17 protein-coding genes are annotated in these 13,939 nt (G+C 45.5%); 5 read left to right on the forward strand and 12 right to left on the reverse strand.

From position 1 onward, the window contains the following. Positions 1-3: 3 nt before the first annotated feature. Together cysT and cysP are read right to left on the reverse strand one after the other, a co-directional pair. On the reverse strand, positions 4-849 hold the full coding sequence (cysT, locus tag AC5YB3_RS16825) for a sulfate/thiosulfate ABC transporter permease CysT (RefSeq protein WP_012088487.1): 846 nt from the start codon (positions 847-849) through the stop codon (positions 4-6). A 195-nt stretch (positions 850-1,044) separates the two neighbouring features. Continuing rightward, positions 1,045-2,052: a thiosulfate ABC transporter substrate-binding protein CysP gene (gene cysP / locus AC5YB3_RS16830; protein ID WP_063883704.1), complete on the reverse strand. Its 1,008-nt coding sequence runs from the start codon at positions 2,050-2,052 to the stop codon at positions 1,045-1,047. A 212-nt stretch (positions 2,053-2,264) separates the two neighbouring features. Here cysP and cysM point away from each other — a divergent pair, with 212 nt between their 5' ends. Further along, complete coding sequence (cysM, locus tag AC5YB3_RS16835) at positions 2,265-3,143, forward strand: cysteine synthase CysM (RefSeq protein WP_494525775.1); 879 nt, start codon at positions 2,265-2,267, stop codon at positions 3,141-3,143. Between the two features lie 93 nt (positions 3,144-3,236). Here the strand turns inward: cysM and AC5YB3_RS16840 are convergent, their stop codons facing one another. Continuing rightward, positions 3,237-3,773, reverse strand: a complete 537-nt coding sequence (locus AC5YB3_RS16840) for a DUF4136 domain-containing protein (RefSeq protein WP_006085795.1) — start codon at positions 3,771-3,773, stop codon at positions 3,237-3,239. A 205-nt stretch (positions 3,774-3,978) separates the two neighbouring features. Here AC5YB3_RS16840 and AC5YB3_RS16845 point away from each other — a divergent pair, with 205 nt between their 5' ends. Then, complete coding sequence (locus AC5YB3_RS16845; protein WP_259483449.1) at positions 3,979-4,284, forward strand: DUF1289 domain-containing protein; 306 nt, start codon at positions 3,979-3,981, stop codon at positions 4,282-4,284. 130 nt (positions 4,285-4,414) lie between these two features. Here the strand turns inward: AC5YB3_RS16845 and AC5YB3_RS16850 are convergent, their stop codons facing one another. The 5 genes from AC5YB3_RS16850 to AC5YB3_RS16870 form a co-directional block, all read right to left on the reverse strand. After that, a complete protein-coding gene (locus tag AC5YB3_RS16850; protein ID WP_011846046.1) occupies positions 4,415-5,683 on the reverse strand; it encodes an ATP-binding protein in 1,269 nt (422 codons plus the stop codon). 11 nt (positions 5,684-5,694) lie between these two features. Further along, positions 5,695-6,408 (reverse strand): response regulator, encoded by a 714-nt coding sequence (locus AC5YB3_RS16855; RefSeq protein ID WP_006080570.1) that lies wholly within the window; start codon positions 6,406-6,408, stop codon positions 5,695-5,697. Then, a complete protein-coding gene (locus AC5YB3_RS16860; protein WP_259574457.1) occupies positions 6,408-6,818 on the reverse strand; it encodes a DUF3019 domain-containing protein in 411 nt (136 codons plus the stop codon). Before AC5YB3_RS16860 ends, AC5YB3_RS16855 begins: the two co-directional genes overlap by 1 nt. 5 nt (positions 6,819-6,823) lie before the next feature. Further along, a complete protein-coding gene (locus tag AC5YB3_RS16865; RefSeq protein WP_494525776.1) occupies positions 6,824-7,687 on the reverse strand; it encodes a MipA/OmpV family protein in 864 nt (287 codons plus the stop codon). 364 nt (positions 7,688-8,051) lie between these two features. Beyond that, on the reverse strand, positions 8,052-8,288 hold the full coding sequence (locus AC5YB3_RS16870) for a hypothetical protein (RefSeq protein WP_006080575.1): 237 nt from the start codon (positions 8,286-8,288) through the stop codon (positions 8,052-8,054). 781 nt (positions 8,289-9,069) lie between these two features. Between AC5YB3_RS16870 and AC5YB3_RS16875 the strand changes: the two genes are divergently transcribed. After that, positions 9,070-9,633 carry an acetate uptake transporter gene (locus AC5YB3_RS16875; RefSeq protein WP_494525777.1) on the forward strand — a complete coding sequence of 188 codons (564 nt, stop codon included), beginning with the start codon at positions 9,070-9,072 and terminating at the stop codon, positions 9,631-9,633. 71 nt (positions 9,634-9,704) lie between these two features. Here the strand turns inward: AC5YB3_RS16875 and AC5YB3_RS16880 are convergent, their stop codons facing one another. Then, positions 9,705-10,175, reverse strand: a complete 471-nt coding sequence (locus tag AC5YB3_RS16880) for a YcxB family protein (protein WP_494525778.1) — start codon at positions 10,173-10,175, stop codon at positions 9,705-9,707. Between the two features lie 302 nt (positions 10,176-10,477). Between AC5YB3_RS16880 and AC5YB3_RS16885 the strand changes: the two genes are divergently transcribed. Then, complete coding sequence (locus AC5YB3_RS16885; RefSeq protein ID WP_259567453.1) at positions 10,478-10,816, forward strand: TehB family protein; 339 nt, start codon at positions 10,478-10,480, stop codon at positions 10,814-10,816. 99 nt (positions 10,817-10,915) lie between these two features. Here the strand turns inward: AC5YB3_RS16885 and AC5YB3_RS16890 are convergent, their stop codons facing one another. After that, positions 10,916-11,332, reverse strand: a complete 417-nt coding sequence (locus AC5YB3_RS16890; protein ID WP_006080581.1) for a VOC family protein — start codon at positions 11,330-11,332, stop codon at positions 10,916-10,918. Between the two features lie 56 nt (positions 11,333-11,388). Further along, positions 11,389-12,003: an NADPH-dependent FMN reductase gene (locus tag AC5YB3_RS16895; RefSeq protein WP_011846050.1), complete on the reverse strand. Its 615-nt coding sequence runs from the start codon at positions 12,001-12,003 to the stop codon at positions 11,389-11,391. A gap of 147 nt (positions 12,004-12,150) precedes the next feature. Between AC5YB3_RS16895 and AC5YB3_RS16900 the strand changes: the two genes are divergently transcribed. Next, positions 12,151-12,774 carry a helix-turn-helix transcriptional regulator gene (locus AC5YB3_RS16900; protein WP_494525779.1) on the forward strand — a complete coding sequence of 208 codons (624 nt, stop codon included), beginning with the start codon at positions 12,151-12,153 and terminating at the stop codon, positions 12,772-12,774. Positions 12,775-12,879: 105 nt separating this feature from the next. Here the strand turns inward: AC5YB3_RS16900 and AC5YB3_RS16905 are convergent, their stop codons facing one another. Further along, positions 12,880-13,806: a tetratricopeptide repeat protein gene (locus AC5YB3_RS16905; RefSeq protein WP_220777950.1), complete on the reverse strand. Its 927-nt coding sequence runs from the start codon at positions 13,804-13,806 to the stop codon at positions 12,880-12,882. Positions 13,807-13,939 lie beyond the last annotated feature (133 nt).

Below are 13,939 nucleotides of genomic sequence, written 5' to 3' on the forward strand. Positions count from 1 at the left end.
TCCTTATCGTCCATGAATGCGGCGCAGATAACGCGCCTGCCACAGGTTTATTAACAGTAATAGCAGTAGCGAGGTCATCAGCACCACTGAGGCAATGGCACTGGCGCCGGCAAAATCAAACTCCTGCAGGCGGACAAAGATCATTAACGATGTGATTTCGCTGATATAGGGCATGTTGCCCGCGATAAAGATAACGGCACCAAATTCACCTAGGCTGCGGGTAAAAGACAGTGCTGTCCCTACCATTAAGGCTGGCCACAATGACGGCAAAATGATCCGCCAGAATACCGCGCGATCTGAGGCGCCAAGGGTCATGCCCGCTTCTTCTTCATCGTGGGATAACTCTTCGAGAACCGGTTGCACGGTACGCACCACAAAGGGAATACTGGTGAAAATCATCGCGACCACTATGCCTAGCGGGGTGTAGGCGACTTTTATACCCAGTTCTGCCAATACACTACCGATTTGGCCGTTTTCCGCATACAGGGTCGCTAAGGTGATGCCTGCAACGGCGGTCGGCAACGCAAAGGGCAAATCTACCAATGCATCTAAGATGCGTTTGCCGGGGAATTCATAACGTACTAGCACCCATGCGAGTAACAATCCGAAAAGGCAGTTAAATAGCGATGCCGCGAGCGCCGATAGTATGGTGACTCGGTAACTCGCCAGCACCCGAGGATCTGTGATGACGCCCCAGTATTCGGACAAGCTCATTGAACTGGTCTGCATAATCAGCCCAGTGGTTGGCAATAATAGGATCAGGCTGACAAACAGTAGGGACACACCTAAGCTGATGGTAAAACCTGGAAGAACCCGCTTATGGCGTAAACGCCCGTTATTAAAAATCACAGAATAATCACCCGGTCAGGTTAGTTGAGTTAATTTAATACGCTGTATTTGCCGTCAGCGATCGGCTGTCTGAGTTAAAGACTATTGAATTCGTCTTCGCTGCTTGAAAATCATCACTCGTCAATGCGCTAAAATTGCTTAACCCGGGACTGAGCCCGGGTTGCAATGTTAACCTTTTATAGCATCAAGCTGAAATTAGCGCTTGAGTAACTCATCGAGTTTTGCTCCGTTAGCAAACTGCGTTTTCATGGCATTATCCCAACCACCAATGATTTGCTCAACAGTCAGCAGGTCAACCGTAGGAAACTGTTTAGCGAACTCTGCCTGAACCTTTTCGTTGTGCACACGATAATTGAAGCCGGCCAATAGTCGTTGTGATTCTTCGCTGTAGAGATAATTCAAATACTCAGTCGCTAGCTCCTGTGTGCCGTTGCGTTTAGCGTTTTTCTCTACCACAGCGACGGGAAACTCAGCCAGAATCGATGTTTTTGGCACAATAACTTGGTAATCGTCCGCACCATATTGCTGACGGATATTGTTCACTTCCGATTCAAACGTAATCAGCACATCACCGATACCGCGTTCTACAAATGAGGTCGTTGCACCACGACCGCCAGTATCAAACACTGCTACGTTACCGAGGAATTTTTTCAGGAATTGATCCAGTGAAGCCTGATTATCCTTACCATAGCTTTTTTGGGCATAACCTAATGCGGCTAAATAGGTGTAGCGCGCATTACCAGAGGTTTTAGGGTTAGGGAAGACCAGTTTAACGTCATCTCTTGCTAAATCGCCCCAGTCGCTGATCTGTTTTGGGTTACCTTTGCGTACCAAAAATGCGATGGTGGAATAGTAAGGTGAACTGGCGTTAGGCAGTAATTGTTGCCAATTTTCTGGGATCAATTTACCGCGGTCATGGAGGACCTGTACGTCTGTCACTTGGTTAAACGTCACCACATCTGCTGGCAATCCTTGCAGAATTGAGCGTGCCTGTGCCGATGATCCAGCATGGGATTGTTTAATCTCGACAGTTTTACCTGTTTTCTCTTGCCAATGTTTGGCGAAAACGGGGTTGTAGGCACTGAATAATTCCCGCGCGATATCGTAAGAAGAATTCAGCAGGGTTTGATCTGCGGCAGCCACATTGAGTGACGTTCCCAGAAAGAGCGTTCCCAGTAGGGCCTTTATCACTTTTATTTGCATTTGCTACTCCTTGAACTGGCAACTTTGTCAGCGTTATGACATATAGAGTAGTGGAAGTAATTATTTATAAGAAGTCAGTTAAATAGAACTTTTTTGAATAAGTATGAGCGATTTATTGTATGCCCTAGATCATTTTCACTGTGTTTGTGCATGCTAACCCACTTAGAATAGGCTATTGCTTAGTTGTTTTTATCAAGTAAAGGATAATCCTAGTGTCTGACTTTCCGACAATTGAAGCCTGTATTGGGCAAACTCCGCTGGTTCGCTTACAGCGGCTTAACTGTGGCGCCTCAACTGTACTGTTAAAGTTGGAAGGGAATAACCCTGCGGGTTCAGTGAAGGATCGTGCAGCACTCAATATGATCATTCAGGCCGAACTGCGCCAAGAGATCCGCCCGGGTGATACGCTTATCGAGGCGACAAGTGGTAATACTGGGATTGCGTTAGCTATGGCGGCGGCGATCAAAGGCTACAAGATGATCCTGATTATGCCCGAAAACTCGACACAAGAGCGTAAGGATGCGATGCAAGCTTATGGCGCAGCACTCATGCTGGTGGATAACATGGAGACGGCGCGGGATTTGGCACTGCAGTTACAAACTGAAGGTAAAGGCAAGGTGCTGGATCAGTTTAATAATCAGGATAATGCGAATGCGCACTTCCTCACCACCGGTCCGGAAATCTGGCAACAGAGTCAAGGTAAAATCACGCACTTTGTCTCTAGTATGGGGACAACTGGCACCATAATGGGGGTGTCTAAATACCTTAAAAGCTGTAATCCTGACATCACCATTGTTGGCCTTCAGCCCGCTGATGGCAGTAGCATTCCTGGGATCCGCCGTTGGCCGCAGGCGTACTTGCCGGGGATTTTCGATGCATCCCGTGTTGATTTAGTCATTGATGTTGAAGAGCAAGATGCAAAAACCATGGCAAGAGCCTTAGCGCGCGAAGAAGGTATTTGTGCTGGCGTCAGCTCTGGTGGTGCTGTGTTTGCTGCGCTTGAGATAGCCAGACTGAATCCTGATTCAGTGGTTGTGGCGATTGTTTGTGATAGGGGCGATCGTTATCTCTCGTCAGGGCTTTTTTCCTGAGTCCAAGATATTTCGCCTAAGATATTTGACGACAAGCATTCTTCATTAATAAAAATGGGCGAAATTCGCCCATTTTTACTCACTCAGCCTTGATCATTTTGTCGGTGGGAACTGCGCCAAAATTCGGCTAACGGCTTTGGCGGTATCTTGGGCTTTCTCATTGCCGCCTGCATCGAAATCATAACTGTCGCTACCACGCCAAATGAGTGTTTTGGTTTTAGGGTCGACAATATCTATCTGAATAGTTTGAATTTTAGCGGTATCACTGCCAAGTGGTACCCCAACGCTAGTACCGATTCCTATCCCACCAGAACGGCCGAATGTGCCTGTACCTAATCCAATCGATAGCCCTGAATCCTTAGGTTTATCTTGGGTCAGTAGGGCGTAGGCGACGTTAAAGTCGGGGGCTTGGGTATTTTCGACAAAGCCTTTTTGAGTCAACTGGTTGTTGATTTCTACTTGAATACGCTGGGCGCTGAGCGGGTCGTCCGTAGGCTGTGGTGTTAGCTGGGTAAAGCTGTGCAGTGTGCTGAAGTCGTAATTGAGATCGTAATCGTTTTTCGGTTTACTGCTACAAGCGCTTAATAAGGCAACGGCGACGAGCAGACTGGCAAAGTGACGGTATCCCATGATAGTGCTCCAAGTTGTACAAACTCTGTTCAATGTGCCTTGATTAAGGTTGTTTCTGCAAGTACTTTAGATAAGTGTGTTGTATTTGAATCGCTTTAAACGCCATTCTGCAGCTTCGTTTTGGGCACGGGTCGTTTAACCATGGTTCATCTGAGCATGCTTCATTTGAGAACAGCTCATTTTGACAGAGGAATAGCGGCGGGTTATGGAACAGTTAGCCTTTTTTGATATCCCCAGTCCCTGTATCGGTGTGTGTGCCACCGATGCGCGCGGTTACTGTAATGGTTGCCTGCGAAGCCGTGACGAAAGATTCAATTGGTTAACGTTTTCAGATGCGCAAAAGTACGATGTCATTCGGCTGTGCACTCAACGTAAACGCCGTCGCCAGTTGGCGATGATGAAAGCAAGGCAAGCGCAAATTGAGCAAGAAAGGGCGGCGTTAAATCCGCAGTTGAATTTTGAGCCTGAGCCCGAAGCTGATCTGGATTTTGGTGGCTTCGAGCTAGGCTAAGTTGTTGAATAATTTGTGAAATATTCTTGTTTAACTGACTTGTTTAACTGACTTGTTTTATTGGCTTGTAGAATTAGCGCGTTAGATGAATAACAGATCCGCAGCCGTTTAATCCCTATCCCAATCCCTATTACAGCTTGCGCTTCTTCGGCCAGATTAAATTAAATCGGGTATGTTGCGCATCGCTGGTGACGCTGACATTCCCCTGATGTCGCTGCATAATCCGTTTGATGATCGCAAGCCCTAAACCATGCCCTTTATTGCCATTTTGCACCGATTGGCTGCGATAAAAAGGCTCGAACACTTTCGGTAAATCCACCGAGGGGATAGGTTCGCCGTCGTTACTCACACTTAAATTCACCCTGTGCTGCGTTTGCTTAACCTCAATAATAATTTCAGTGCGGGCAAAGCGTTGGGCGTTGGTCAGTAAATTTTGCAGTGCACGTTCAATTAATGCAGGTTCCCCAAACAAGGGCAGTTTTTCGACTTCTGTCTTTAAGGTAATCGGTGTTGGGCTTAAGGTTTCAAGGCGCTTAATGCTTTGATTGATGAGATTAATTAGATCGTATTCATCCAACTGGATACCTTCTCGCTGGGACTCTAAGCTGGCGTAGGTCAGCAGTTCTTGGAGTAAGTCTTCCATTTCTTTAATATCAAGCTGCATCTCATCGAGAAAGTCTTGGCGCTTTTGTTCGTCCGAATCGGGCTGACAATACATGGGCATGAGTGCAAGGGCGAATTTGAGTCTTGCCAGCGGCGTACGGATCTCATGGGAGACCGCATTAGACAGGTGTTTCTGGTTCTCAATCAAGGCGCTGATATGTCGCGCCATTTCGTTAAAGGTATTGGCTAAGGGTTTGACCTGAGAGCGATTTGACAGGGTAATCCGCGTGTTCCATTTAGCTTCGCCAAACTCTTTGGTAGCTTTACGCAGTATGCTCAAATCCCGAGAAAGCGGGCCTACCCAAATCAACGCTACTAACGCAAGTGATAAATAGAAGAACAGGGTGAACAGGCTGCGAAGGTTAGCTCTAGGATCGATGTCCAGCGGCCCCGCCATTAAGACTTGATCGCCGACTCGGATAAATTGCAGTAGGTTATCGTCATTGGTCGTGGTGGTGAACACAGTACTGGTACTGAGGGCTTGATTGTCTGCTAGCGCGACTTGATCGGCACTGAGCAATTGCAACGGCATCACAGGATTGGCTGGGATCGCCTCCAGATACCTTTGGCGGGTATCGGGAGGCAGTTCCGCTAACAATTGCGCCAAGGCCACTAATGGCGCATCGAGGGCGTTATTGTCATCCACATTTTTCTGCCACAGGCTGTCGAGTGTCCAGCCAATCCCAAGCACGCTGAGACTGAGTAGCAGATATAAACTGATAAAGAGACGTTTCACTGTATCTGTGCTTAGTTATTCCAGGCTTCAGGAGCAAAGAGGTAACCTTGTCCCCAAACGGTTTTAATTCTGAACGGTGTCTCGATATTATCGTTGAGTTTTTTACGTAATCTAGAGATACGCACATCAATTTTTCGATCTTTACCATCGAAATCAATATTGAGTAACAGCTGATAAATATACTGACGGCTGAGCACTTGGCCAGCTTGTGAGGCCAGTAACCACAGCAACTCGAATTCGTGGCTGGTGAGATCGATTTCAGTTTCATTGAGGCGAATCGCGTGGGTATGCGGGTCGATACTCAGTTTACCAAAGGTCAAACAGTGGGATTCCGCCTGAGGTGGCTGATTCTGACGGCGAAGTAAGTTGTTGATCCGCGCGACTAACAGGGCAGGATCGACAGGCTTAACCACATAGTCATCGGCACCGAGTTCTAAGCCTTTGATTTGATCTTCGCTTGAGCCAAGTGCGCTCATTAGCAGGATTGGGCCGGCAAAATAGTCGGGCAGTTTCTCACACAAGGTGAGGCCATCCATGCCCGGCAGCATAATGTCTAACAGTATGATATCTGGCTTGTAATTGATTAATCGCGTTAATACTGTGTCGCCACGGCGTTCAACTTCAACATGCATACCATGGGATTTTAGGTAATCTACAATCAAGTTTGCTAGGCGAACGTCGTCTTCAACCAATAATACTCTGTGGTTCGATTGTGGGCTTGTCATTAAAATAAACTCCAAGGGTTGCGGTAACGTCTGCGAACCTGAGGTTGTGATGCAGAAGTGATTTTAAGTTTGGCACCAGCCAAAGTTTGGTTACTGTCTTTACTCACCATGACAAATTGAATATCCGTCAAAGTGTGGATTTTCATGCTTAACGTATGGGTTGAAACTGAATCACTGCACCATTTTGGATAGGCGGCATTGTCGGACAAAATACAGATAAGCTCATCTTTGGCGAGCTCCCACTGCAGTTCAATATAGACGTCGCAGGCCTGAGTTTCTGAACTGGTAATACAAATTTCAGGTGTGAGTTTTAATGCCGCGTCGCGAGTTTTAGCTTGAGCAGAACTTGGGCCCATCAAGCCGAGGCTTAGACCAAGAAAGCAAAGCAAGCTTAACTGAGGCAGCGTCACTAACGTTAGAACCTATAGGCTGCGCCGATAAAGTAGGTGCTGCTATAGTCTTGGTCTAACAAGGGACTGGCGGCAATCTCATCGGCAATTAGAGTGTAACGAACTGCCAAGAGTAGATCCCAATTGTCAGTTAATATATAACGGGCCGTCATTTCCGCACCTTTATCCCAACCTGATTTTGCTTGATATTGTTCACTCCAATAGGCGTTTTCACTCGGTCTAACGCCATAATAATAATCGACCACTGCTTGGCTCTTCCAATCAAACACCAGTGCTAATTCAAAAATGAAACGATCGTAATCCCAGCCATAGGTCCATTTTATTTGTGCTTCTGAACCTTGATGAACATTAAACATATCATGGGTGTACGCCAATCGAATAATGCCGAGTCGGGTATAGATGAATGCTTCGGCACCGCCAAGTAGGGTGAAGTTCCGCGTCTCTAAAGAATTAAATTCACGTTCGGGCTCAGTCGACAAAGACATACTCGTTATGGCTTTGGCTTCGACTTGTGTGCCGCGGTTTAAAAAGATATTCGATGGGTCCCATCGATAGAAATAGGCTCTATCTAAGCTATAACTGGTGACGAGATTGAACGTGAAGCTTTCTTGCTCGGCTAAGGTGTAGCCTAAATTACCATTATCGAAGAACCAGTGTTCGCCGTAATAGGCCACTGTAGGGATAAAGAATAGTGGAATATCGTCAAAATCCTTGAGTGGATTGCTTTTTTGTCCCCAGCCAATGGCGACACCGAGATCCCAGTTGTTCATCTCAATGCATTGATTTTCTGATGCGCAGGTTTCTTTCGCCATTCCGACAGAAGGCAAAATACTTAAACTTGTAATGATGACAAAAAGGATGCGATACATGATTTAACGATTAAGGGCTGAGGTTAATAATACAGGAAAATAGATTAGCATTTTATGCCCAATTCAACAGTGGTTTCATTCGCAGGGATGCAAAATGATACAGCTATCAATTAAATAGTAAATTTGTAGATCGCACAATACCTTGATAGTCATGCTAAAAGCCTATTTTGGTTGCTTTCATACGGTTAATTGTGGATGTTAAATTTTGTATTCGATACGTTTCGTCTGTAACTGAAATGATATTAATTGTGAGCTGAATAGCTGTGTTGCTTGAAAATAATAATGCCATTCGCAGATTTGAATGGCATTGAATGAAGCTGAAAAACGCGCTTTTGCGGTAATAACGTTGGGATTAGAATGAAGATTAATTAACCTCAGTAACCGACTTGTAGCCCATTTCTGTCAGTTGATCGTTTACACAATCAAGCACATATTGTTTTAGCTCTGCATTCTCGACTTGATCTTCAGAGGCCATCTGCTGGCACACTTCTTTCAGCTGAGCGATATCGGCTGCTGGTGCAGGCGGTAAAGATGAGTCGTCAGCAAGGGTCGTGAAGCTCACTAATGCCAACAGAGTGAAAACAGCTGATAACTTATTCATTTTATTTCCTTTAGTTATGTATTGTTAACTACAGATTAAGAAGCATTCTCTTAATACCACTGCGCCAACATCTGCAATTTATCACTGCTATTCTGTTTTAGATATAAATAATTTTTACCTTTTGGGGTTAAGGTTTTTTAGCTTGTTTTCCCTTGATTCGCTTCAAGTAAATGACCAGCCTAAGTGCAGAGCCATTGACTTCGATTTAGCGATTCTCCCAACAGATGAACCTGTTGAGTTTGGCTTCAGCGCGAAGGGCTTTGTGCAAAGGTTATGTGCAGAGTGAGTCGTGCTTAACTCCTGCATTAGCTTCGTAGGCTAAAATAGGCTAAATCTGGCATCCCGGAGTTGCTTTTTTGTCAAAAGTGCCACTTACATCACCTTAACCACTTATTTGCGATTAAGTGCAGTATTCTTGCTATTTTAGCCCTCGTTTTGATTAAGGTTTTAAGTGCGCTTAATACCAAACTATGCGGAAGTTATAAAAAGTCGCATAAAATGCGATATGACGCAGGTTGTAGTCGACTTTATTCCTAGAATGTTGAATTGAAAAGAATTAATTTTTAATCAAACTTATGACTCGGTTTGTTTTCAATGTTTTTAATTTTAAGTATATGTTTTTATTTTATATTTATTGCTACTTATTCATTTTTAATGATTTCGTTGCCAAGGTTATGGCTATCCTCTAGAATGCGCGGCTCTCGCAGGTGCGCGAACATAAGGTTTACGGTTAATGCCGTTGATTTTTATTGAATTATTGATTTTTCTCTAGGGGAACTCTGTGTCTACAAAACTGGCTAATCCAGCGCCATTAGGTTTAATGGGCTTTGGTATGACAACGATTTTGTTAAACATCCATAACGCGGGATATTTCCCTATTGATTCTATGATCTTAGCCATGGGGATTTTTTACGGCGGCATTGGTCAAGTGATTGTGGGGATTATGTGTTTTATGCGCGGCGATACTTTCGGTACGACGGCATTTACTTCTTACGGGTTGTTTTGGTTAACATTAGTGGGATTAATCTTAATGCCTAATGCGGGCATTGCGGCGAGTCCAACGTATTTTATGGGCTGGTATTTAACGCTTTGGGGTATATTCACCGCATTTATGTTTGTGGGTTCTTTGCGTTATCCACGAGCTAAGCAGTTTGTATTTGCTTCTTTGACGCTCTTATTTTTCCTGCTGGCTGCGCGTGATTTCACGGGCAGCGCCTTGATTGGCACGATTGCTGGCTTTGAAGGGATCATCTGCGGTGCGAGTGCGATTTATTTTGCGATGGCGCAGGTGCTCAATAATGAGTATAGCCGCACGATTTTACCGGTTGGTGAATTGAAAAAGTAATGCTGCAGTGATGAAGACTTTTGAAAAGGCTGATAAAAATCAGCCTTTTTTATGGGTGTTTTTTAGCGGGACTAGATTTTAGTTTTAATATAGGCCGCAGCCGCATCATCTAGGCTACGGAGGGAAACATAACTCGTGCCAGCCTTGTGGGTGATCAAGAAGCCTTTTTCAGTTTCTTTAATCCGGTAAACGTCGGTCCATAAAATTTGGCTGGTCACTGACATAGATTGAGTGTGAATTCCTTGCTCATCAATGGTGAGCGTGACCTCATTGCTGGCCGCTTTACTCATCATTTGACGCATCAACCACCATGCCTTGTGATACTTCACATTGAGCGCCTCGATAACGCCGAGTCCAACGAAGAAGTAAGCTAAATACAGGCTAATGTCGGCGAAGATCAGCGCGATACCTATCAGGGCCAACCCTATGGCTTTGTAGTAAGGTTTGAGCGTGGGATCAGGCACGACAGATTGGGTATAGCACTCATCGAAATGGGCTTTATCTAAAATATAGGTCGTTGAGTAAGAATAGGGCGTCGGCATAATGTCATCTATTTTAGGTGCTGCTTAATGCGGGCTAGTGTAGCGATTACAGTGATAAAAGTAACTAAAGTCACTAATTCATAAAGCCACTAATGCATAAAGTTGCTCGTGTATTAAGTCGCTACGTATAAAGCGCTAAGATCGCTCGCGTGAGTATGGGTAAGTGCGGCGTCGCGTCCTATGCCAATGTTGGAAGGATATCCTCGATACTGGGAGTTGGACAGAAATGCTGCAACGGCTATATTAGTCTTGTCGTCAGCGTTATTCGATCCCATGAGTCCCTCAAGGAGTGCGAAAGCATAATGGCCTTAGTCCCTAAAGATTTTGTTAATTACAAATCAACGCCGGTTTTCAGCCGTGACAACGTCCCTAAAATGTTGTTACACATGCACAATACTAAGGCTGGCGTGTATGGGCAGATCCAAGTGCTAACGGGTAGCTTAAAGTTCTATGGCTTTACGGGCAGCAGAGGCGAGTTAGATAAAGAGATCATCATTCGCGCCGGTGAAACGGCCATTTCTCATCCCGAGTATTGGCACAAAGTGGAGCTACTGACTGAAGATACCCAGTTCAGACTCCACTTTTATGCCCATAAAGATTCCGCCATAGCGGCACAGCAGCAATCCGAGCGAAGTGAATAGTGCTTAGCACCTAACATCTAGCACCTAACACTCAGTTCAATTCGCGCGGTTCGCGGCTGCAGTTGGCCACTTTTTTAATAACGACTTACGCTAATACCGCTAATAGCGATTTCGCTCCGCCGGAATATCAGTTAAATACTCGACAAATTCCACTTCAAAACCATGGGCGTCAAAGAAGTAAATATTGCGTCGATAGGGATCTTCCATGCCATCTTTGGCAATAGGGAAGCCTGCTTGGGTCAATCTTGCTATCACAGCATCTAAGTTGTCGGTGACAAAGGCAAAATGCGCCAGTCCAATTTGATGGCCAGTTAAATCTCGGTTTTCTCCCTCACCATTATCACTAAAAGCAATGTATTGATAATCATCGCCAAAATGAATCCAATTACGAGGTTTGCCGTACCAAGTGCCCTTATCGCCACCGCGTACACGCCAGTGGGGAAAAGCCGCCTGATAAAAGCGCAGTGCTGCGGGGATGTCGTCTACGACTAAGTTGATATGCTCTAAATGAATCATAATGCGTTCCTTGTAATGATTTTAGTCTGTTGCTGGTGGTTAAAATCTCAAGCCGCTTACATACCGTAACAGTATTCCTGCTGCTTTGGGTACGCTTGTCCGGCATGTTGTTGACGAATGGGCGCTAATGCTTGGGCGTATTGATGCAGCATATACAAGCTGTACTGCACTCTTTCCCTGAGTGCGATATCCCGGGCACCCTCGGGAATGGCATTGAGTACATGGCTGACATTACGGATGATCAAGTGATCGGGAATAGGCACTAATTTATTGTTTTTGAGTGCATTCATCTTCACTTCAACGATGGGATAGGTACCGCCAATCCCGTTCGATACTGAGATTAATAGTGCCGGTTTATGGGCTGTTTCTTCGCGAGTACACATCAATAAAAAGTTCTTCAGTAGTGGCGATGCCATGCCACCCCATTCTGGGGTGATAAGTACCAGCGCATCGGCTTCGTCGACGCTTTGTTCTATTTCGGGCCAGTGTTCCCCCTTGTTGTCTTCCTCTCCATCCCAAAACGGCAGGTTAAATTGGCATAACTCTAAGTGATGTATGCTGGCGTAACCCATAGCATGGGGAGATGAGAAACTGCTTTCGGCAATGTAACGACCGACTTTAGCACTTTGGGAGTCGGGTCTTTGGCTGGTGCTGATGATGAGTAACTTCATTAAGTAAACCTATTTGTTTATAAATTATTTATAAGGTAATTACTTTATTTAATCTTGTAAAGGATAAAGTAAATAAAAAAGTTTATTTAATCTATTAAAGCGGTACTGGATCGGAGATAATGCGCTGGCTACCATCGGAGAGTTCAGATGAAAACCACTGATAAGATTATTCAATTGCTCAAGTTACATGGCCCACTTACCGCTAAAACCTTAGCGGAGGAATTGGCGTTAACGACGATGGGTGTGCGTCAACATCTTCAGGCATTGGAAGACGCAGGCGATGTGGACATCGAAGATAGAGTTGAAGGTCGTGGTCGCCCAACGCGTTACTGGAGATTAACAGAACAAAGCCGCAGTCATTTTGCCGATCGCCATGAGGAATTGACGGTACAGCTAATTGATTCGGTGAAAATGATCTTTGGTGACCAAGGCTTAGATAAGCTTATCGACCACAGGGAGCAAAGTGCGTTAGTTCAGTATCGTGCCGCTATGGAAGGGGCGACAGATATTCCGACACGTTTGGCCATCCTTGCGAAATTACGCTCGAACGAAGGTTATATGGCGACGATGGAACACATAGATGGCGTGTATTTTTTACTAGAAAATCATTGTCCTATCTGCGCCGCCGCGACTAAGTGTTTAAACTTTTGCCGCTCAGAGTTACAACTTTTCCAGCAGTTATTCGCTGATATCGCGGTGGTGAGTCGCGAAGAACATATCATCGAAGGTGCACGCCGCTGTGCATATAAGATTGAGGCTATTCCTCACTAGTGGGACTTAAGCCGCTCATTTATGGCGCTTTACCTATGGGGTAAAACGCCACTGAGCGCCAACGCCATATATCAAGCGTTAGTGCGGAGCTTAGAACTTAGTCGCTTAGGGCTTTTCTGGTTCGTGATAGGCCAATAAAGTTTCGAAACGAGCATGTCCTTTAAGTTGTGAGAAATCCGCCTCATCTAAGGCCAGTTCCTTGAAGGATGCGCTGTTATGAATGGCGCGCTCTAAATCAGAAATCGCTCTATCTTCAACCCCTAAGCACGCAAAGGCACAAGCTCTTTGATAAAAAGCGTGGGCGTTAGTCGGGTCCACTTCCAGAACGCGATTACACAGGCTTTGTGCCCAGTTAAATTCACGCATTTCCATTGCGGCGTCGGCCTTGTAGGTCAGCGCTTCTAAATCCCCAGGTCGAATCGTGAGGATCTCATCATAGACTTCAATCTTCTGCTCTGGCGTTTGCGCACTTTGCGCCCGTAGCCAGAGGTTATGGATTTCATTGATGATCTCAATCTCGCGATTATTGTCCGTGATAGTACGGCTCTTACGCTTGAGTTCTTGCTCAAGTACTTTGAACTTTTCTTCGTATTGTTCGGCAATACTTTGCAGCTGGTTAGCAGCCAGTTTGGCGGTGTGCGTTTTGATTTCTCGCAGGGATTGCCAACCGATAAAGGCGACTAACGAGGCGACACCCGCGATGATGTAGAAGAAGTAAGTTACAGTGACATTGGCGTAGTTCATCGATTTGTCAGCTACGGCGAGTTCGCGGTCGGTGATGTCGATGGTGAGACGACGCTCGAGATCCTGTTGATCGTGTCTGAGGGATTTAAGTTCATCGAGGACGTAACGCTCGACCAGCGGTTTATCATGGATAGCGGAGGAGCGAGCCGCTTCAGGAGGATTGACTGCATCGCTCGCTTGGGCGAAAAAAGAGCTCGCAAGCGTCACTAAAAACAAGGCTAAAAATAGCAGGTTCGAACGTATTAAAACGGGACTTGCGGATAAGTTTTTGATGCGGTAACCACTCACAGTAAGATGAATTGAGCGCCTAGCTTAACAAATTTTACCTCGTTCGATCCAATTTAGCCCAGAATAGCCTTTGTGATAACCCGTTGCATTGGCTTGCTATGAGCCGAACTTGCATCCTGCTAGAATGGCTATC

Source organism: Shewanella sp. 1311 (assembly GCF_059338235.1).